The following is a 20,068-nucleotide window of genomic DNA, read 5'->3' on the forward strand; positions in this document are numbered from 1 at the left end:
CGCATGGCAGGCTGTGTTCAACGGCCTCGGGCTTCCATTTTCCGGAAAAAGATGCTATAGTCTCTGTCTCCCTATAACCTCCAACGGTTTGAATTTTTACATGACCACTATTCGCCTTAAAGAAAACGAGCCGTTCGAAGTCGCAATGCGTCGCTTCAAACGCACCATCGAAAAAACCGGTCTGCTGACCGAACTGCGCGCACGCGAGTTCTACGAGAAGCCAACCGCAGAGCGCAAGCGCAAGCTGGCTGCTGCTGTTAAGCGTCACTACAAGCGTATCCGCAGCCAACAGCTGCCGAAAAAACTCTTCTAAGATCGCTTACGCAGTACAACCTGGCCTTGCCGGTTGTGGCTAGCGGCATCTAAGAGAATACCCGCTCCGGCTTTCGAGCCTGCGCGGGTTTTCGCATTTTTACTCCACTATTTTCTGAAAGAAACGCCATGGGCTTGAAAGCACAGATTACCGAAGACATGAAAACCGCCATGCGCGCCAAGGAAGCCGGCCGCTTGGCAACCATCCGCCTGATCCTGGCGGAAATCAAGCGCAAGGAAGTGGATGAGCAGATCGAAGTCGACGATGCCCAGACCGTGGCCATCGTGGAAAAAATGATCAAGCAGCGCAAGGATTCCATCACCCAGTTCGAAGCCGGCGGCCGTGCCGACCTGGCCGACATCGAAAAAGCCGAACTGGCCGTGCTGAGCGCCTACATGCCTGCCGGCCTGTCGGACGAGGAAATCGCCGCTGAAGTGGCTGCCGCCGTGGCCGCCTCGGGCGCCAGCGGTCCGCAGGACATGGGCAAGGTCATGGGCATCGTCAAGCCGAAGCTGGCCGGCCGCGCCGACATGACCGTGGTGTCCGCGCTGGTGAAGAAAGCGCTGTCCCCGGCAGCCTAAGCAAGTCCGCCGCCGCAGTTTGATGTGCGTCAAAGCACATCGGCTGCGGCGGTATAGTCTGATCTACAACAAGACCGTTCAGCCCCCTGTGATCCCACAAACTTTTATCGCCGATTTGTTGAACCGCGTCGATATCGTCGACGTTGTCGGACGTTATGTGCAGCTGAAAAAAGGCGGCGCGAATTACATGGGCTTGTGCCCGTTTCACAATGAAAAGTCGCCCAGCTTCACGGTCAGCCCGACCAAGCAGTTTTATCACTGTTTCGGCTGCGGCGCGCATGGCACCTCGATTGGTTTCATGATCGAATACTCCGGCATGGGCTTTGTCGATGCCGTGAAAGAGCTGGCGCAAAGCGTCGGCATGGTTGTGCCCGAGCAGGACGACAAGATTCCGCCGGCGCAGCGCGCGCAAATGCAGGCCCAGACCATGGCGCTGACCGACGCCATGACCCGCGCCAGCGACTTTTTCAAGTTGCAGCTGCGCAGCGCGCCAAACGCCATCGCCTATCTGAAAAACCGCGGCCTGACCGGCGAAATCGCCGCCCGCTTCGGCCTCGGCTATGCGCCGCCGGGCTGGGACAACCTGCGCTCGGTGTTCCCCGACTACGATGCGGTGGTGCTGGCCGAGTCCGGCCTGGTGATTGACCGCGTGGACGAGGACGGCGGCAACAAGAAGCGCTATGACCGCTTCCGCGAGCGTGTCATGTTCCCCATCAAAAACACCAAGGGCCAGGTGATTGCTTTCGGTGGCCGGGTGCTGGATCAGGGCGAACCCAAGTACTTGAATTCCCCGGAAACGCCTTTATTTTCAAAGGGCTTCGAGCTGTATGGCTTGTTCGAGGCGCGCCAGGCGATCCGCGATGCGGGGTATGTGCTGGTGACGGAAGGCTATATGGACGTGGTGGCGCTGGCGCAGATGGGTTTCCCGCAGGCCGTGGCCACCCTCGGCACCGCCTGCACCACCCACCATGTGCAGAAGCTGTTGCGTCAGACCGACACGGTGATCTTCAGTTTCGACGGCGACAAGGCCGGCCGCCGCGCCGCGCGCCGCGCGCTGGAAGCCTGTCTGCCGCACGTGACGGACAACAAGACCATCAAGTTCCTGTTCCTTCCCACCGAGCACGATCCGGACAGCTACGTGCGCGCCTACGGCAAGGAAGCGTTTGAACAGGAAATTCAGGAAGCCATGCCGCTGTCGCAATTCCTGATCAAGGAAGCGGTGGGCGAGCATGACATGGGCAGTCCGGAAGGCCGGGCCCGCGCCCAGTTTGACGCCAAGCCGATGCTGCAGGCGATGACGCCCACCGCCTTGCGCCTGCAGATCGTGCATGCGCTGGCGCAGGTGACCATGACCTCGACCTACGAGATTGAATCGCTGTTCGAGTTGTCCAGGCCGGTGGCGCCAGCCAAGATTGCGCCGCCGAAAAGCGGGCGGCCGCAGCCGAAGGGGCTGGAATTGCAGATCGTGCGTCTGCTGGTGGCGCACCCGTCGCTGGCGCTGGATGTCGATGCGGCGGCGCTGACGGCCTTCCAGTTCTTTGGCGCGGAGCCCGCCGAACGGCTGGGACAGCTGGTGGCGTCGGCGCAGATGCTGGGAGAAAGCGGCAATTTCGCGGCGTTTGCGCAGCATTTGAAGTCGCAGGGCGACGAGTACGACAGCATCATCGCGGAAATCGTCAAGGAGCCGGAGTCAGAGCGTGATACCGAGCGGCAAGTGCTGCGGGCGGCGATCCGCCAGGTCAAGCACGATGCGCTCAAGCAGGAGCTGAGCCAGCTGTTTGCGTCCGGGCTGACGTCCGATGAGATCGGCGTGCGCTACCGCGAGCTGACCGCCCAGCAAGATCAGCTGCTGCGCGAGGCCCAGGCGGAATTGCCGAACAGGTAAGTGTTGTTGTGCGGTTTGTGACGTAATGTTTCTGTCATCATTCCAGCGGGGGACGTGCCGGTCTTCCCTCTGGAAATTGAAAAGTGACGTGCTATAATAAAACGCTAAGTGTTGTAATTTTTGGCATCGTTTTTCTGTTCAGAGTGTGTTTGTTTTCAGTGAGTTAGGCTCTTGATCGACGCGCAAGGACGGGTGTCGGCGGCCAGGGCCAGCTATGGTTTAGCAACGAGTCTGTTTGCTACCTAACCGAGTCATGGTTTCTTGCCCCCACGCACGTGTCCGATGCAGTAGAATTCCTTGGAATTCTCTATAGACTCGGTCGGCCTGACCCAGGTGTAAGTAAGTCGTAGTATTGTCGGACTTGTGTAGTCGGCAAGTTCGAAGACGTAGTGATCCCCGGGGATCGAAACTTTATCCGTAATCGAAAGCGCCTGTGCCAATCAAGAAACCTGAATCCAAAGCGGCTGAAAAGCCGGTTAAAGTGAGCGCCAAATCCGCCAAGACGGCGGACAAGCCGGAGACGCGCGTTGCCAGCAAACCGCCAGCGGTCAGCCAGACCACGGACGCGGCTGCCCTGGCGGCGATCGATACTTCGGGTTACGTGCTGCCCACGGTCAAAGTGCCGGGCCGGCGCGGGCGCAAACCGAAAGAATTCCAGCCTGAGAACGACGAAGTCGCCGCGCTGAACGCGGTGGAACGCGCCGAGCTCAAGGCCGTCGACAAGGCCAAAGCCAAGGACCGCAAGGCCAAGGAAAAGGCCTTGCTCAAGGACGCCTTCTCGTCCGACACCGAGGCCACCGAGGAAGAACTCGAACGCCGCCGCCAGAAACTCAAGACCCTGATCAAGTTCGGCAAGGAACGCGGCTTCCTCACGTACGCCGAGATCAACGACCACCTGCCCGACAACATCGTCGATCCGGAAGCGATCGAAGGCATCATCGGCACCTTCAACGACATGGGCATTGCCGTGTACGAACACGCGCCCGACGCCGAGACGCTGCTGCTGTCCGACAATGTTGCCACCGTCACCAGCGATGACGAAGCCGAGGCCGCTGCCGAGGCGGCGCTGTCCACCGTTGATTCCGATTTCGGCCGCACCACCGACCCGGTCCGCATGTACATGCGCGAGATGGGCTCGGTCGAGCTGCTGACCCGCGAGGGCGAGATTGAAATCGCCAAGCGCATCGAGGACGGCCTGAAAGACATGATCCAGGCGATTTCCGCCTGCCCGGTGACGATTGCCGAAATCATCGCCGCCTCCGACCGCATCCGCGCCGACGAAATCAAGATCGACGAAATCGTCGACGGCCTGGTCGACGAAAACGAAGATGCCGCCGCGCCGGCGCCGAGCGCCGCCTCGGACGACGAAGAGGAAGAAGAGGACGAGGAAGAAGAGGAAGAAGAGGAAGAGGAAGAAGCCAGCCCATCGGGCGCCGCGGCCGGCTACTCGGCCGAGCAGCTGGAAGCCATGAAAGCGGCGTCGCTGGAAAAATTCGACGTCATCTCCCTGCAGTTCGACAAGATGCGCCGCGCCTTCGAGAAGGAAGGCTACAACTCCAAGGCCTACGTCAAGGCGCAGGAAGCGATCTCGGCCGAGCTGCTCGGCATCCGCTTCACCGCCAAGGTGGTCGAGAAGCTGTGCGACACCCTGCGCGGCCAGGTGGACGAAGTGCGCCACATCGAGAAGCAGATTCTGGACGTGGCCGTGAACAAGTGCGGCATGCCGCGCGCCCACTTCATCAAGGTGTTCCCGGGCAATGAAACCAATCTGGAATGGGTGGACGGCGAAGTGGCTGCCGGCCACGCCTACAGCGCCATCCTGGGCCGTAACATCCCGACCATCAAGGAGCTGCAACAGCGCCTGATCGACCTGCAGGCGCGCGTGGTGCTGCCGCTGCCGGACCTGCGCAACATCAACCGCCAGATGGCGGCCGGTGAAATGAAGGCGCGCAAGGCCAAGCGCGAAATGACCGAGGCCAACCTGCGTCTGGTGATTTCGATCGCCAAGAAATACACCAACCGCGGCCTGCAATTCCTTGACCTGATCCAGGAAGGCAACATCGGCCTGATGAAGGCGGTGGACAAGTTTGAATACCGGCGCGGCTACAAGTTCTCGACCTATGCCACGTGGTGGATCCGTCAGGCCATCACGCGCTCGATTGCCGACCAGGCGCGCACCATCCGGATTCCGGTGCACATGATCGAGACCATCAACAAGATGAACCGCATCTCGCGCCAGATTCTGCAAGAGACCGGTGCCGAGCCGGACCCGGCAACGCTGGCCATCAAGATGGAAATGCCAGAGGACAAGATCCGCAAGATCATGAAGATCGCCAAGGAGCCGATTTCGATGGAGACGCCGATTGGCGACGACGACGATTCGCATCTGGGCGACTTCATCGAGGACAACAACACCCTGGCGCCATCGGACGCGGCGCTGCACGCCTCGATGCGCGGCGTGGTCAAGGACGTGCTCGACTCGCTGACGCCGCGCGAAGCCAAGGTGCTGCGCATGCGCTTCGGCATCGAGATGTCGACCGACCACACGCTGGAAGAGGTGGGCAAGCAGTTTGACGTGACGCGCGAGCGCATCCGTCAGATCGAAGCCAAAGCCTTGCGCAAGCTGCGCCATCCGAGCCGTTCGGACAAGCTGAAGAGTTTCCTGGAAGGTAACTAAGGCTTGACTGAGGCTAGGGGAGCCTATATGCTCCCGTGTTCTTCGGGCCCTTAGCTCATGCTTGGTTAGAGCAGAGGACTCATAATCCTTTGGTGCGCGGTTCGACTCCGCGAGGGCCTACCAATTCTTCTTAATAGCTGCTCTTGGGCAGCTATTATTTTGCCATTTTTGTTGCGATGGTGATAAAAATATTTGCATCTAAGCATGCATTGTGTGCTATCATACACTTAGTTAAAAAATAATTTGTGTGGCGATTAGATAACTTCTAAGGGACGACACATTCCCAGCCCACCCAATCCTCATAAGGACCAGGCATGAAAATTATCTCCAAAGTCGTTTCGAGCCTCATCGCCACACTGGCACTGAGCAGCACCGCTTACGCTGCACAGCCAGGCCCAGCCGCCTGCGGCACCGGCACCCCGTTGAGCACCGGTTACGTTGACTGCACCGGCGCTTTCAGCGGCAATCTGGGCAGCTCGCTGACCAGCACCCAGATCGGCCAGATCAACTCGGCCTTCAGCGACAATGGCTTTACCTTCGACACCGATATGTCTTATTTCAAGTCTGACGTGGCGAACAATGGCCTGTTCACCGACAACGGCAAGGATATGTCGCTGAATTTCACTGCTGCGCAAAAAGGTCTGTTCGTGATCGGCCTGAAGCAAGCGAACTTCTACAGCTTCTACCTGGTTGACGGCGGCACCACCGGCATTTCCACCATCGATATCAGCTCGTCGGGCGTCTTCACCGGCGGCAACGGCCTGTCGCACGCTGTCTACCTGGGCAACCTGACCTCCGCCGTGCCGGAAGCCGATGCCTACGCCATGATGCTGGCTGGCCTGGGCGTGGTGGGCTTCATCGCCCGTCGCCGCAAAGCCGCTTAAGCAGTCGGAATAGTCTTCCCAGCAAGCCCAGTCCATTGGACTGGGCTTTGTTTTTGGGCGTGTGGGGACCCGCATGCCGGGTGGTGTAAGGGGGCTGTTGGGTACACCGACAGCCCCTATCCCGATTGCCTGCAAAACGCCGGCGCAACGTGCACTCTGTTATGATCGATGCCATTTGTGTCTATGAGGACAGTTAATGGTTCCGCCAGCATTGAATGTTTCGAAGCCAGCGACGGCGGGACTGCTCAGCGGAGTCGACTGGCTTGATTCGCCGCTGGGGCCGGTTGAGGCCTGGTCGCCAGCCTTGCGCGCCGCGGCCGATCTGATGACCCATTCGGAATCCGCGATGTTTCTGGTCTGGGGCGACGATCGCATCTTCCTGTATAACCGCGCGTACTTACCGGTGCTTGGCAGCAAGCATCCGCGCGCGCTGGGCCGTCCCATGATCGAAAGCTGGGCCGAGGTGTGGCCCGAGGTGTCGCTGCTGCTGCAACGCAGCTTTGCCGGCGAATCGCTGCGCTTTGAAAATCATCCGTTTGTGATACGCCGGAATGGTCTGGAGGAGCGGGCCTGGTTCGATTTTTCCTACACGCCGATCTTCGCGCCGGCAGGCGGCGTCGAGGGGGTGCTGTGCATTCTGTCCGAGAAGACTGGCCAGGTGCTGGCGGAGCGCGCCCTGCAGCAACAGGCCGACATGCTGCAGCAGCTGTTTGCGGAAGCGCCCGGCTTCATGGCGTTGCTGCGCGGGCCGCAGCATGTGTTTGAACTGGCCAACGCCAGCTACCGGGAACTGATCGGCGGACGCAATCCGGTCAATCAGCCGCTGCGCGAGGCCCTGCCCGAAGTGGTGGAGCAGGGTTTCCTGGCCCTGCTGGACGAGGTCTACCGCACCGGCGAACGCTATATCGGACGCCGCGTGCCAGTGACGCTGCGGCGGGACGACGCGCTGGCGCAGTTCTGGGTCGATTTCGTGTATCAGCCGGTGTATGGCACTGACGGCAAGGTCAACGGTATATTTGTGCAGGGGACCGACGTCACGCACCACGTGCACACCGAATTGGCGCTGCAGGAAGCCGTTGACAGCGTGGCCGCAGAGCGCGATCGCCTCAACGAGAGCGAAGCCAAGTTTCGCGTGATCGCCAATGCGATTCCCCACCTGGTGTGGTCTCAGCTGCCGGATGGCACGCGTGAATTCTGCAACGACCAGTGGTATGAGTTCACCGGCCTGGCTCCCACCGCCACGCACCAGGACTGGGAGGCGCTCGTGCACGCCGGGGATCGCGCTCACGCCGCGCGGCGTTGGGCAGAAGCGCAGGTGCGCGGCCAGGCTTACGACATCGAGTTTCGCTTGCTGCATCAGCCGTCGGCCACCCATCGTTGGTGCCTGGGCCGGGTACTGCCGGTGCATGATGCCGCTGGCCGCCTGGTCCGTTGGCTGGGCACCTGTACCGATATCCACGAACAGCGCAGCCAGACCGAAGAGCTGCGCGCGGCAGCCAACCGCAAGGATGAGTTCCTCGCCATGCTGGCGCACGAACTGCGGAATCCGCTGGCGCCGATCCGGGCCGCGGCGGAATTGCTGAAGATAGAGGGGGCGGACGCGGCACGCCAGGCCAGGGCGGTCGCGATCATTGACCGCCAGGTGCGCCACATGACGGAGTTGGTCGACGACCTGCTGGACGTGTCCCGTGTCACGCGCGGGCTGGTGGAGCTGGAACTGCTGCCCACCGACCTGAAAGCGGTGGTTTCCGCTGCCGTCGAGCAGGCGCGGCCACTGATTGCCAGCCGTGGCCACACGCTGCACCTGCACGTGGCGGCCGATGCTGCCGTGGTGTTGGGCGACGCCACCCGGCTGATCCAGGTGGTCGTCAACCTGCTGTCCAACGCAGCCAAGTACACGCCGCGCGGCGGCAGAATTGACGTCAGCGTCGCGGTGCCAGACACGCAGGTCAGGATCGTGGTCAGCGACAACGGCAGCGGCATCGGCCCGGAATTGCTGCCGCATGTGTTCGAAATGTTCACCCAGGCGGTTCGCACGCCGGACCGCTCCGAAGGCGGTCTGGGCATCGGTCTGACGCTGGTAAGAAGTCTGGTGGAGGCGCACGGCGGCAGCGTCAGCGCTGACAGTGATGGCGTCGGAAAAGGCAGCCGGTTCACCTTGTGCTTGCCGGCGCATCACCAGCAGCCGCCCGCGCCGCGCGTGGCTGCGGGCGAGCTGACACGGAGCGCCAGTGGGCGCCGTGTGCTGCTCGTTGACGATAACGTGGACGCCGCGGAGACGCTGGGCGAGTTGCTGGCCGTGCTGGGGCATGAGGTGCGCCTCAGCTTTGACGGCCAGCGCGCCATCGAAATTGCTGCTGGCTTCGATCCCGACATCTTCATCCTCGACGTCGGTCTGCCGGACATCAACGGCTATGAGCTGGCGCACCGCCTGCGCATGCGGCCCTCGGCCGGGCGCGCGTTGTTCATCGCACTCACCGGCTATGGGCAGGAGCATGACCGGGTCCTGTCGCGCACTGCCGGATTCCATCATCATTTCGTAAAACCGCTGGACGTCGGCCGGTTGAGTGAAATTCTGGAGCATGCTCCATCTTGATTCTCCATCCACGCCCAGCCCATCGGGCCGGGCGGTGATGGATCGATTCACTTCGACTCAGCGCTGCTGTCGGTGGACGTGCTCCGGGTTGCGCTGGTGGCGGAACCGTGGCCGGATGCCGATCCGCTGGCGTTGAACGATGGCTGCACCGCGGTCGTGGCGTCCGCAGTGCCACGCGCGCCGCTGGCGGCGGCTTGCTTGCTGCCTTTGGTGGTGTCCGAGGCGGTTGCCATGCTCGACTGGGCGTAGCTGCGGGTGTTCTCGGCCTGGGTTTTAGCGCCGTCGCGCACCGGGGCGGCGGTGCTGCGCGCACCTTGCAGGGCGCTGCCGGCCGCTTGGCCGATGCCGTCGCTGTCGGCGTTGGCGGAAGCTTGTGCGTTGCCGCTGCCACTGCCGCTGCCGGTGACGCCGCTCAGCAAACCGCCTTGTTTGGCCGCTGGTGCTGCCGGTGTTGCCGATGCCGCCGGGGTGGGCGTGACGGATTGCGCGTTGGCGCTGTTGGCCTTGTCGGCGTTGCGGTTGGCACGCAGCTCGTCGGTGTTGATCGCGCTGGTGGCCGAGCGGCTGCGGTCCAGCAGAGCGCTGTTGCCGCCGAGGTTGCCCATGCCGCTGAGCTGTCCGCCGAAATTGCCGGTGCCGCCGATCATGCCGCCGACCGCGCCGCCGCGCCCCAGCAATTGTGCGTGGGCCGAGCAGGCCACACCGATGGACAGGACGAGCAGCAGTTGTTTGGCGATGGTGATGTTTTTCATGATGTTCTCCTTGGATCCGCCGCAGACCATCTGCAGCGCTTGCAAGGAAAACGTCCGGGCTCAACGGTTTAATCCATGGCCCTGAAAATTTTTTTGAATTAGCGGAATGCCGACGGATCGGCGCGGAATTTCGCACCCAGCACGCCATAGCCAAGCTCGGGATTTTGCACGCCGGAGGGATTGCCCGAGGCGGCTTTCGCCGCGTCCGCAATGGCCTGTCTGGCACCCTCCAGCGAAGGCTGGCGCAAGGCATCTGCCAGCAGCGCGGCCACCAACGGCGACGCGAACGAGGTGCCGCGCACCGTGCGGTAAGGCGGATTGCCGATGGCGGCGCTGACCATCTGATTGCCCGGCGCGGCAAACATCACTTGCGGACCGCGTGCGGCTTCCGGCAGCGGCTGGCCGCGCTTGTCGACGCCGCTGACGCCGACCACGCCCGGATAACTGGCCGGATACAACGGCGGCGCCGCCGGCCCGTCGTTGCCGACTGCCGCCACCAGCAAATGGCCGCGCTTGATCATGCCGGCCACCACCCGTTCCAGGATCTGGTTGGGCGGCCCAACCAGACTCAGGTTGATGACCGCCACCTGTTCGCGCGCCAGCCAGTCCAGCGCTGCCGCGATGCGCGCGGCGGAACCGCCGGCCGGGCTGTCGCAATAAATATCCGCCGCGTACAAGGCTGCCTGCGGCGCGACGCCGCGAAAACGAGCGGAACGTCCCACCATCAATGCCGCCACCGCAGTGCCATGCGCGCTGGGATGGTCCCGGCCGTCGCAGCCCCATGGCTGGATGCGGGCCTGCTCGAAGACTTCATGGTCACGCGCGATGCCGCTGTCAACCAGCCCGACCTTGAGCGCGTGGGCCGCGCGTGGCAAAGCCTGTGGCGCGTCCGACCCGGCGCCGGATGGCTGCGCGGCGCTGCTGGTGTAGACGTGGTTGAAGTCATACACGCCGTCCGGATCGAGCTGACGCAGGCGTTCCAGCATGGCGGCGGTATCCACCTGGCCAGGCACGCGCAACACCACCGTGGACGCGCCCGGCTCCGCGTCGACCACGATCAGCCCGGCGGCGCGGGCGGCGGCCAGGCCGGCCTCGCTGGGCGACCACGCCAGGATTTCATGCCGCACCACGGGATCGCCGCGCGGATCGGGTTCCAGCACGTCGCGGTGCTGGCGCAGCAGGTTGGCGACCTGGTCCAGCCGCGCCGTGGCCAGGTTGGCGAGGTCGGTGCGGTCCAGCAGACGGCCGGTATCGCGCAGCAAGGGGCTGTTCAATGGCAGTTGCGGCAACTGCACGCTGGGCAGGCGCAACTGCGCGCTGGCATCGGCGGCGCCCAGCAGGCAGATAGCGGCAACAAGTAGCGATCGGATCGGCATGATGAACGGATGATAGTATAAGCAAGAGACTGTATGACGAATAAACGTTTGGCGCAGGGATTAAAATCCCTCCCGCCAGCGTTAACCGGATAACCATGAGCGCAACCGATAAGCCGATCCAACAAGAGATTGCCGCCCTGCTGCCGCGCCTGCGCCGCTTCGCCCGCACCATCACTTATAACCGTGAGGACGCGGACGACCTGGTGCAGATTGCGCTGGAGCGGGGCCTGGGCCGCAGTGAACAATGGGAGCCAGGCACGCGCCTGGACAGCTGGCTGTTCCGCATCATGAAGAATGCGTGGATCGATGAGGTACGTTCACGCATGCGTCGTGACGCGGTGTTCGCGCCCGAGGAAGCCGGCGAGCATGTGGGCGACGATTACGCCGAAGCGCACCAGCAGCGCATGGCAATCCAGCAGGCAGTCAGCCGCCTGTCGGACGAACACCGCATGGTGGTGGCGCTGGTGCTGGTCGATGGCTTGCCGTACAAGGAAGCGGCCGAGGTGCTGGAAATCCCCATCGGCACCCTGACCAGCCGGCTGGTGCGGGCCCGCGCGGCGTTGCAGGAACTGTTATCCGATCAAGCAAGGAATGTGTAATGAAATTTTCCGATGAAACCCTGATGGCTTATGCGGATGGCGAACTGGATGACGCCGGGCGCGCCGAGATCGAACGCGCGCTGGACACCGATCCAACGCTGGCCGAACGGGTGGCGCAGCATCAGGCGCTGCGCGCCGACGTGTTTGCGGCGTTCGCGCCCATCCTCGATGAGCCGGTGCCGCCGGCGCTGACCGCCGCCGCCTTGCCGGACAAAGTCGCTGACCTGGGCGCGGCACGTGCTGCGCGCGTGGAGCGGACTGCGCCGCGCCGCTGGTCGTGGCCGGAGTGGGGCGCCATCGCCGCCACGCTGGCGGTGGGCGTGCTGACCGGCAGCATGATGGCCGGCGGCGGCGCTGTAGCGGTCGCGCAGGGCGCTGACGGCAAACTGGTGGCGCAGGGACAACTGGCAACGGCGTTGTCGCAGCAACTGGCCGCCAGCGACGGCCCGGTGCGCATCGGCGTCAGCTTTGCCGCCAGGGATGGCGCGCTGTGCCGCAGTTTCATCACCCACGGCACGGCGGGACTGGCCTGCCGCAATGGCAAGGAATGGCAGGTGCCGGTCATGGCGGAGGCGGCCAGCGCGGCGACCGGCGATTACCGCCAGGCCGGCAGCGCCATGCCAACGGCAGTGCTGGACGCGATCGACGCCCGCATCGCCGGCCAGGCGCTGGACGCCAGCGGCGAGCAGGAGGCCGTGCGGCGTGGCTGGCAGGCCAAACCTGCACATTGATTCTTGCGGATACATTAAAATTGCCAGGATTAGTACCACAACCAAGGAGACAGGGATGATAGACACGAATCGACGGAGTTTGGCCATTGCTGCTGGTAGCGCTATCACGATGGCGGCCGCAGGCTTGCCGGTGATGGCGGCAACGCCCGGGCGCAAGCTGGGTTATGCGATAGTCGGGCTGGGCGGCTACGGGCTGGGCGTGATTATTCCGCAGTTCAAGAACTGCCAGCACAGCAAGCTGGTGGCGCTGGTCAGCGGCGATCCTGCCAAGGCCAGGCGCGTCGCCGCCGAGTACGGCGTACCGGAGCGCAGCATCTACAATTACCAGAATTTCGACAGCATCAAGGACAATCCGGACATCGATATCGTCTACGTCTGCCTGCCTGTCTCCATGCACGCCGAGTACACCATCCGCGCCGCTGCCGCCGGCAAGCACGTGATGTGCGAAAAGCCGATGGCGGTGTCGTCGGCCGAGTGCGAGGCCATGATCGCCGCCTGCAAGAAAGCCGGCAAAAAGCTGATGATCGGCTACCGCTGCCACTTTGAACCGTACAACCTGGAAGCCATCCGCCGCGCCCGCGCCGGCGAGATCGGCAAGCTGCGTTATTTCCGCTCCGAGCACGGCTTCACCATGAATAACCCCAACGCCTGGCGCCTGAAGAAAGCGCTGTCCGGCGGTGGTTCGCTGATGGATATCGGCATTTACGCGCTGAACGCGGCACGTTACATGACCGGCGAGGAGCCGATCGCGGTCTACGCCAAGGAGACCACCGACCGCAACGATCCGCGCTTCCGCGAGGTGGAGGACATGATCGAGTTCCAGCTGGAATTCCCGTCAGGCGTGATCGGTTCCTGCATGTCGATGTACAGCGCCAACCAGAACCACATCCTGCTGATGGGCGACAAGGGCCGCATCGACATGGAGCCGGGCACGCGTTACGACGGCAACAAACTGTGGGTCGGCCAGGATCGCAGCACGCCGATCACGCCACAGCCGGGGCCGGGCGCCACCCAGTGGGCTGGCCAACTGGATCACCTGTCGCTGTGCGTGATCAACAACCGTGAGCCGATTGTGGCGGGTGAGGAAGGTTTGCGCGACATCCGCATCATCGAGGCCATCTATCGCTCGGCGCGCGAGCAGAAGCGCATCGCGCTCGGGTAAAACAGACGGCGCCGCTCAGGCGGCGCCGTCTTCGGCCGCGCGCACATCCACCATGGCGGCCACCAGGTCGTCGCCGGTCAGGAACTCTTTCAGCGGGAAGCCATCTTCCAGCGCCACCACCGCGCCGTCGGCAATGGCGGTGTCGCCTTCGGTCTTGTTGGCGGTGTAGGGCATGTAGGCAAACTGCGGGAAGCGGGCCTGGCCACGCTTGGCGATGTCGGCCACGGTGCGCGGCGCCGCGCGTAGCAGGCCGTTGCGCACGCGCCGCTGGCGTTCGTCGCGGCGCTGTTTGAGCTGTTCGGTCAGGCGCGGGATTTCTTCGCTCAGCCGGTCGGCTTCCGCCTGCTGGCTTTGCAGCTCTTCATCGCTCAGCGCTTCTTCCCATTGCGTCAGCTTCAGCAGGCCGCGCTTGTGCATGGTTTGACGTTGCAGGTCGATTTCCAGCGTGGACAACCGCGTCTTGTGCTGCTCCAGCATTTGCAGCACACCGGCGTCGCCGTTGGCGCGGTGCCATTTGTCGTTGAAATCGAACACCAGGCCGTCAAAGTAAAAATACATGGGCAGCGCGCGCGGCGATTCCAGCACTTGCTGCGGAGTCATGTTCCAGCGCTCGGCCAGTTCGGCCAGCGTGAGAGTCAATGGTTCGATGGTAGGCATGGCGGTATTTTCGCACCTGAGACAGTAAAATGTCATCCTTGCTGCAAGGAGTGATTGAAGATGATGTTTCTTAAAGTGCCGTTCGCGGAAAAAGATGAAGCCAAGGCGCTGGGCGCGCGCTGGAACAACGAACGCAAGTCGTGGTACGTGCCGGACGGTAAGCCGGTCGAGGCCTTTGAACGCTGGCTGCCGCCGGGCGGCGCCGATTTCGTGCCTGCCGTGGCCAAGCCATCGCTTAAATCGCGCCCGGTGATGACCGACTCGTATGCCGGCAAGCCGGTGATAGGCCGCTATTACGTCGAGTTGCAGCACGACTGCGATCCGTTCGAGGTTTGCCCGGTGTGCGCACCCAAGCTGGCCAACTCCGGCTGGCAGGGCCACTACGATGATGTTGCAAAGATGCTAAAGTCATTGCGGCCGGCATAGGCTTCCTTTATTCTCGTGCCATGGATAGCACGAGCCTGCAGCCGACCTTTCGCACCCAAAACCGCCCCACCGCGCCGGTGCAGCGTTTCCGGCATCCGGCCGATATTTTCGAGGCGCTGTTCCAGAGCGTGCAGGGCGGCGAGTCGCATGCGCGCCCCACGCTGGATCTGCAGGCGGACTCGCCATTCCTGCCGTTTCTGGAAATCGGCTATGCCCTGCGCGCCTGCCTGGAAAAACCAGCGCGCCACGATTATCTGCTGCAGCGCCTGCGTCCTCACCTGAGTGTGATGATCGGCACGCTGCCGGCCAGCATCCTGCCGATGGGCATGCTGCCCAAGCTGGCGCCGCTGCCCGGCTTCCGCAAGCTGGAGGACATCGCCGACGACGAAATCCACGCCTGGCTGATCCAGGAAGGTGGCTTGATCTACGGCGAAATGCAGCGCTTTGAGCTGGAAAACTACTTTGACGCCGTCAAACCGCTGTTGCCGCCGGGGGGCGTGATGGTCGATCTGGGCAGCGGCCTCGGCAAGGTGGTCATGACCGCCGCGCTGACCTTGCCCTTCACCCGTTGCATAGGCGTGGAATTGCTGAATTACCGCCACAGGCTGGCGCAAGAGCGATTAGTGCGCCTGCTGACGCTGGCGCGCCAAGGGCTGCAAGCATTGCCCGAGCCGCTGACGCTGGAAACCCCGCTGCCACTGCCGTCGGGAGGGATGGCGACCGGCCGCCACCTGCTGGACCTCGGTTCCCGCATCCTGTTCCTGGAAAACGATATGTTCAAGGTGGACGTGCGCGGCGCCAGCCTGGTGTTCCTGTACAGCACCTGCTTCGGCCCGCTGATGGACGCCATCAGCGACAAGCTGGCGCGCGAATTGTCGCAAGGCGCACTGGTCAGCACCACCACCTATCCGATCAAGCATCCGGCGTTCCGCCTGTTGCAATCGCACGCGCCCGGCACCCTGTCATGGACCAGCGTGATGATTTACCAGCGCGTCGGGCCAGAGATGGCCGCACCGGCCTCGGAAGCCCGTTACCTGCATCAGCCGGATGCCGACGCGTGGGAAGCGCGGGCGCGCGAAGATCTGGCCGCGATGATGGGCTAAAGCAGCCATTTGCGTGCAGTAGCGATCAAATTGTCCGACAAAGCCCGGGTGAACGGGGTCTGGATATCCCACACATGCCACAGCAGCGGCACGTCCAGCCACTTGCCGGGCGCCAGGTCGATCAGCGTGCCTTGCCTGAGTTGCCGCTCGCACTGCTGGAGCGGCAGCATGCCGTAGCCCAGCCCGGCCTCGATAAAGCGCACATAGCCGTCCGAGCTGGACAGGGCATGGTGCGGATAGCGGCCGGTGTAACCGGTGTGCTGGGCGATAAAACGGGTTTGCAGCATGTCCTTGCGGTCGAAATTCATCACCGGCGCGTGCTGGACCGCCAGCGCGTTCATGCCGTCCGGGAACCAGCGGGCGGCGAACTCGGGAGATGCCACACAGAGATAGCGCATGGCGCCCAGCGCGGTGACGGTGGTGCCGGCCACCTGGGCGGTTTCGCTGGTCACGCAGCCAAATACCCGGCCTTCGCGCAGCATGGTCAGGGTGTGGTCCTGGTCGTCCAGGCGGATTTGCAGCATGCACTCGCCGCTGCGCATCAGCGGGGTGACGGCTTCCTGCAGCCAGGTCGCGGCGCTGTCGGCATTGACCGCGATGGCAATTTCCGGCCGGGCGTCGGCATCGCCGGGGCGTTTGTCGAGCGCCGCTTCCAGCAGCCGCACCTGGCGGTAATGGGCAATCAGACGCTGTCCGGCTTCGGTCGGAGAGGGCGGCTGGCTGCGCACGATGAGCAATTCGCCGGCGCTGTTTTCCAGCATCCGGATGCGTTGCGACACCGCCGATTGGGTGATCGCCAGCGCGGCCGCGGCCTTGTCAAAACTGCCATAATCGATCACGGCGTCCAGCGCCGCCAATCCACGGTAGTCTACCCGGCTCATTAGCTATCCTAATATTTGGAAAATAATATTAATTATACTTATCTGCGCCCAAGCCGTAATCTGGCGCTTTTTTTGCACCGGAGAAGGCCATGGAAGCCACTGCTTTTTTGAAAGGCATCGGTTTGGGCGGCAGCCTGATCGTTGCCATTGGTTCACAAAACGCTTATTTGCTGAGGCAGGCGTTAAAACGCGAATTTGTGCTGACGTGCATTGCGATATGTATTTTATGCGATGTGGTTTTGATTGCCGCCGGCGTGGCAGGCATGGGGCGCTTGATCAGCGAGGCACCGACGCTATTATTCTGGATTAAAATCGCTGGCGCCGCATTCTTATTCTGGTACGGACTACGTACGGCACGCTCCGCATTCAATCCGTCTGCCATGGTAAATGATCACAATAATGCGGCGCCCAATCGCCGCTCGGTGATTTCCGCGATGCTGACATTCAGTTTATTAAATCCCCATGTTTATCTCGATACCGTGGTGTTATTAGGCTCGATAGGCGGCCAGCAGGAAGGGAATGGACGGCTATATTTTGCGCTTGGCGCAATGCTGGCTTCGGTGATCTGGTTTAGCAGCCTGGGCTTGGGCGCACGGTATTTGACGCCGCTATTCTCCTGCCCCAACGCCTGGCGCATCCTCGACATCATTATCACCTTGATCATGTGGACGCTGGCGATTTCCCTGTTTGTGTAGCGCTCAAGCTGAAAACTGGCTAGTACGTGCCAATTTTTAGCATGAATTGCCGGGTTCGGCTTACAATGACACCAGTCAACGTGCAACAGCGCCCGCCGGCGCCGGACCTCAATGAGCGTAGATCCCGGTTATCTCACAGCGATGGTGGTGGAGTTTTCCGCCGACGCCATTCTGAGCGCAATATTAATTTTCCTTTGGCTTATGCAGCGCAAGGAAAAACATGCGCTATTCTGGGGCGCCGGCCAGTTGGCCATTATGTGCGGCAGCATATTATGGGTAACGGGAGATTATTTTTTGCCGCTATCCTGGCGCCTGTACCTTTATGGTTTAAGCCTGACCATCGGTATGCTTGGCTATTGGGCTGGCACCCAGTTTTTTATCGGTAAATTAAATGCAGTGCCGATGCGCTGGCTGCTGCCATCTGTATTGCTTGTCAGTGGGGTATTCTGCCTGCTCTGGCATTGGAATGATGACTGGGTAGCGCCGGGCAGCGCCATTGCACTCGGCCTGATTATGTTATGGACCGGGTCGCGACTGATCCATGTTGAAAATCGTTACCGCTTGCTGGGCCTGACGCTGATGCTGCGCGGTGGTTTTAATGTACTGTCCGCAGCGATGCTTCATCCCGATATGTACGTGGTGTGGTTTGTGGGCACCAGCATATTGAAGGTGCTGTCCATGCTCGGGCTGGTGTATGCGGTCCAGGACGAAATCCAGCAGCGTTATGCCCGCACCATCGACAGCCTCAGCCACGGCTTCCTGATCCGCGACCGGCGTGGTTATGTCCACGTCGCCAATGAACGCTGTGCAAAATTGCTCGGGTTTAACAACGCACAGGAGTTGATTGGCTTGCATGTTTGCGACCTGCTGCCCAACCTCACGCGCGACATGGCGGACCAATATTTCCGCCGTTTCGAAGCCAAGGATGTGCAATACCCGATCTCCGACACCGCCGTCATGCGTTTGCGAAATGGCAATAGTCTGCCGGTAGAATTGCTGGGCTCGCCGTACATCGAGCGCGGCCGGTTGTTCTGTCTGGTTCAGCTGCTGGACATCAGCGAGCGTAAAAAGAAGGACGATTTGCTATACCAAGCCGCCCGGATCGATCCGGTCACCGGCTTCTACAACCGCCACGCGCTGTCGCTGCGGCTGGCGCAGGAGGTGGCGCATGCAGTGACGGCCGGGCGCGAATGTGCCGTGCTGTTCATCGACCTCGACAAGTTCAAGCGCGTCAATGATTCCTTCGGCCATGCCGCCGGCGACGAGCTGCTGCGCACCGCCGCCAACCGCCTGCATGGCCTGCTGCGCCCGTGCGACGTGCTGGCGCGCTTTGGCGGCGACGAATTCATCGTCATCATCCCCGATCTTGCTCCCAACAGCGCGGAACAGATGGCCATCGACTGCGCCGACGTCATCATCGCCGCGATGGGCAAAGGGTTCGAGCTGTCTTATCACGCCATCAGCGTCACGGCCAGCATTGGCATCGCCTGCTATCCAGATCACGGCGATGATAGCGATACCCTGATCCGCTGCGCCGACATTGCCATGTACGAGGCCAAGAAAGCCGGCCGTGGCGAGCAGCGCGTATTCAACGACGCCATGAACGCCGCCGCCAAGGACGGTCTGGTGATCGACGGCGCCCTGCGCGGCGCCATCGAAGCCAACGAGTTCTATCTGGTGTACCAGGCCATCACCAATGCCCATACCGGCAGGCTGACCAAGGTGGAGGCCTTGTTACGCTGGCATAGCTCGCTGCTGGGGCCGGTGTCGCCGGACCGCTTCATCCCGGTGGCCGAGGACAGCGGCATGATTATCCCGCTTGGCACCTGGGTGCTGGAGCAGGCCTGCCGGCAGATGGGACAGTGGAAGCAGAGCGCCTTGGACGATGTCACCATCAGCATCAATGTCTCGGCCTGGCAACTGGCCGATCCTGATTTCCTCCAGCTGGTGTCGCAGGCGCTGATCAGCAACGGCCTGTCGCCGCACCAGCTGGAACTGGAACTGACCGAGCGCGTGCTGATTGAAGACGCCGCCAACGTGCAAGCCGTGCTGGCCCAGCTGCGGGCGCTCGGCGTCGGCATTTCGCTGGATGACTTTGGCACCGGCTATTCCTCGCTCAGCTACCTGACCCAGTTCCACCTGAATACCCTGAAGATCGACCGCGCCTTCGTGATGGACATCGAGCACAGCGAGCGCAGCAACAGCCTGGTGCACGCCATCATTGCCATGGGCCACAGCCTCGGCCTGCAACTGGTGGCGGAGGGCGTGGAGACGGCCGGGCAGGCCGCCATCCTGGAAAAAATGGGCTGCCACTATCTGCAGGGCTACCACATCTCGCGGCCGCTCCCGCCGGACGAATTGCTGCGCTTTGCCGACGAGCGCCGCAGCCAGGCGCCGGCGGTGCACGGCGACTACGCTATTTAGCCGCCTCGGCCGCGGTCGGCACTTTTTGCGCCGCTTCCTCGGCGCTGAGGATCCAGATGCGGTCGATATAGCCCATGCCATCGACCGTGTAATTCACCACCAGATCCTTGCCGCGCACGGCGGCCGGCATTTCAATGCGGTTGTCTTCGTTGAAGATGCGGGCCGATGGCGCCAGTTGGCGCGCTTTGCCGTCCAGCGTGATGTCAGGGAAATAGCCTGGCGTGAACTTGCCGCGCAGGATGTTGGCGGGGAAGGGGCGGTCGATCGGCAGCGCCGGCAGGGCGGTCAGGGCAGTCAGCAGCAGTGCTAGTAAGGTTCGCATCACA

General features: G+C 62.3%; 18 protein-coding genes and 1 tRNA gene. 14 read left to right on the forward strand and 5 right to left on the reverse strand.

Annotated elements, in window-relative coordinates:
• Positions 1-100: 100 nt before the first annotated feature.
• The 7 genes from rpsU to ABDW57_RS03315 all read left to right on the forward strand — a co-directional run bounded on the left by rpsU (position 101) and on the right by ABDW57_RS03315 (position 8,936).
• Complete coding sequence (rpsU, locus tag ABDW57_RS03285; protein ID WP_008451879.1) at positions 101-313, forward strand: 30S ribosomal protein S21; 213 nt, start codon at positions 101-103, stop codon at positions 311-313.
• 128 nt (positions 314-441) lie between these two features.
• Positions 442-894 carry a GatB/YqeY domain-containing protein gene (locus tag ABDW57_RS03290; RefSeq protein WP_343728772.1) on the forward strand — a complete coding sequence of 151 codons (453 nt, stop codon included), beginning with the start codon at positions 442-444 and terminating at the stop codon, positions 892-894.
• Between the two features lie 88 nt (positions 895-982).
• Positions 983-2,779, forward strand: coding sequence for a DNA primase (dnaG, locus tag ABDW57_RS03295; protein ID WP_343728773.1), 1,797 nt, complete (start codon positions 983-985; stop codon positions 2,777-2,779).
• A 433-nt stretch (positions 2,780-3,212) separates the two neighbouring features.
• Positions 3,213-5,456, forward strand: a complete 2,244-nt coding sequence (gene rpoD / locus ABDW57_RS03300) for an RNA polymerase sigma factor RpoD (RefSeq protein ID WP_343728774.1) — start codon at positions 3,213-3,215, stop codon at positions 5,454-5,456.
• A 44-nt stretch (positions 5,457-5,500) separates the two neighbouring features.
• Positions 5,501-5,579, forward strand: a tRNA-Ile gene (locus ABDW57_RS03305).
• Positions 5,580-5,770: 191 nt separating this feature from the next.
• Positions 5,771-6,340, forward strand: coding sequence for an FxDxF family PEP-CTERM protein (locus ABDW57_RS03310; RefSeq protein WP_343728775.1), 570 nt, complete (start codon positions 5,771-5,773; stop codon positions 6,338-6,340).
• A gap of 196 nt (positions 6,341-6,536) precedes the next feature.
• Positions 6,537-8,936 (forward strand): ATP-binding protein, encoded by a 2,400-nt coding sequence (locus ABDW57_RS03315; RefSeq protein ID WP_343728776.1) that lies wholly within the window; start codon positions 6,537-6,539, stop codon positions 8,934-8,936.
• A 47-nt stretch (positions 8,937-8,983) separates the two neighbouring features.
• Here ABDW57_RS03315 and ABDW57_RS03320 read toward each other — a convergent pair whose 3' ends face one another.
• Complete coding sequence (locus ABDW57_RS03320) at positions 8,984-9,688, reverse strand: hypothetical protein (protein WP_343728777.1); 705 nt, start codon at positions 9,686-9,688, stop codon at positions 8,984-8,986.
• Between the two features lie 98 nt (positions 9,689-9,786).
• Positions 9,787-11,064, reverse strand: a complete 1,278-nt coding sequence (locus ABDW57_RS03325; protein ID WP_343728778.1) for a S8 family serine peptidase — start codon at positions 11,062-11,064, stop codon at positions 9,787-9,789.
• Between the two features lie 95 nt (positions 11,065-11,159).
• Here ABDW57_RS03325 and ABDW57_RS03330 point away from each other — a divergent pair, with 95 nt between their 5' ends.
• The 3 genes from ABDW57_RS03330 to ABDW57_RS03340 are packed head-to-tail and all read left to right on the forward strand — an operon-like array spanning position 11,160 to position 13,556.
• The gene (locus tag ABDW57_RS03330; RefSeq protein ID WP_343728779.1) at positions 11,160-11,663 is read left to right on the forward strand and encodes an RNA polymerase sigma factor; all 504 of its coding nucleotides are present in this window, start codon (positions 11,160-11,162) and stop codon (positions 11,661-11,663) included.
• Positions 11,663-12,394 (forward strand): hypothetical protein, encoded by a 732-nt coding sequence (locus tag ABDW57_RS03335; protein ID WP_343728780.1) that lies wholly within the window; start codon positions 11,663-11,665, stop codon positions 12,392-12,394. The genes ABDW57_RS03330 and ABDW57_RS03335 overlap by 1 nt, the downstream gene beginning before the upstream one ends.
• Before the next feature lie 55 nt (positions 12,395-12,449).
• A complete protein-coding gene (locus ABDW57_RS03340) occupies positions 12,450-13,556 on the forward strand; it encodes a Gfo/Idh/MocA family oxidoreductase (protein ID WP_343728781.1) in 1,107 nt (368 codons plus the stop codon).
• Between the two features lie 15 nt (positions 13,557-13,571).
• On the opposite strand, the gene ABDW57_RS03345 is transcribed toward ABDW57_RS03340, so the two are convergent.
• Positions 13,572-14,213, reverse strand: a complete 642-nt coding sequence (locus ABDW57_RS03345; RefSeq protein ID WP_343728782.1) for a hypothetical protein — start codon at positions 14,211-14,213, stop codon at positions 13,572-13,574.
• A gap of 60 nt (positions 14,214-14,273) precedes the next feature.
• Here ABDW57_RS03345 and ABDW57_RS03350 point away from each other — a divergent pair, with 60 nt between their 5' ends.
• Positions 14,274-14,639, forward strand: coding sequence for a DUF5710 domain-containing protein (locus ABDW57_RS03350; RefSeq protein ID WP_343728783.1), 366 nt, complete (start codon positions 14,274-14,276; stop codon positions 14,637-14,639).
• Positions 14,640-14,659: 20 nt separating this feature from the next.
• A complete protein-coding gene (locus ABDW57_RS03355; protein WP_343728784.1) occupies positions 14,660-15,742 on the forward strand; it encodes a histone methylation protein DOT1-like protein in 1,083 nt (360 codons plus the stop codon).
• Here ABDW57_RS03355 and ABDW57_RS03360 read toward each other — a convergent pair.
• Entirely contained in the window at positions 15,739-16,623 is an 885-nt protein-coding gene (locus ABDW57_RS03360) for a LysR family transcriptional regulator ArgP (RefSeq protein ID WP_343728785.1), read from the reverse strand. The two genes, ABDW57_RS03355 and ABDW57_RS03360, sit on opposite strands and share 4 nt — an antisense overlap.
• 89 nt (positions 16,624-16,712) lie before the next feature.
• Between ABDW57_RS03360 and ABDW57_RS03365 the strand changes: the two genes are divergently transcribed.
• Together ABDW57_RS03365 and ABDW57_RS03370 are read left to right on the forward strand one after the other, a co-directional pair.
• On the forward strand, positions 16,713-17,318 hold the full coding sequence (locus ABDW57_RS03365) for a LysE/ArgO family amino acid transporter (protein WP_343728786.1): 606 nt from the start codon (positions 16,713-16,715) through the stop codon (positions 17,316-17,318).
• A 615-nt stretch (positions 17,319-17,933) separates the two neighbouring features.
• A complete protein-coding gene (locus tag ABDW57_RS03370) occupies positions 17,934-19,742 on the forward strand; it encodes an EAL domain-containing protein (protein ID WP_343728787.1) in 1,809 nt (602 codons plus the stop codon).
• On the opposite strand, the gene ABDW57_RS03375 is transcribed toward ABDW57_RS03370, so the two are convergent.
• Positions 19,735-20,064 carry a hypothetical protein gene (locus ABDW57_RS03375; RefSeq protein WP_343728788.1) on the reverse strand — a complete coding sequence of 110 codons (330 nt, stop codon included), beginning with the start codon at positions 20,062-20,064 and terminating at the stop codon, positions 19,735-19,737. The two genes, ABDW57_RS03370 and ABDW57_RS03375, sit on opposite strands and share 8 nt — an antisense overlap.
• Positions 20,065-20,068 lie beyond the last annotated feature (4 nt).

The sequence above is a fragment of the Duganella sp. genome (genome assembly GCF_039595735.1).
In the GTDB taxonomy this organism is placed as follows: Bacteria; Pseudomonadota; Gammaproteobacteria; order Burkholderiales; family Burkholderiaceae_D; genus Rugamonas.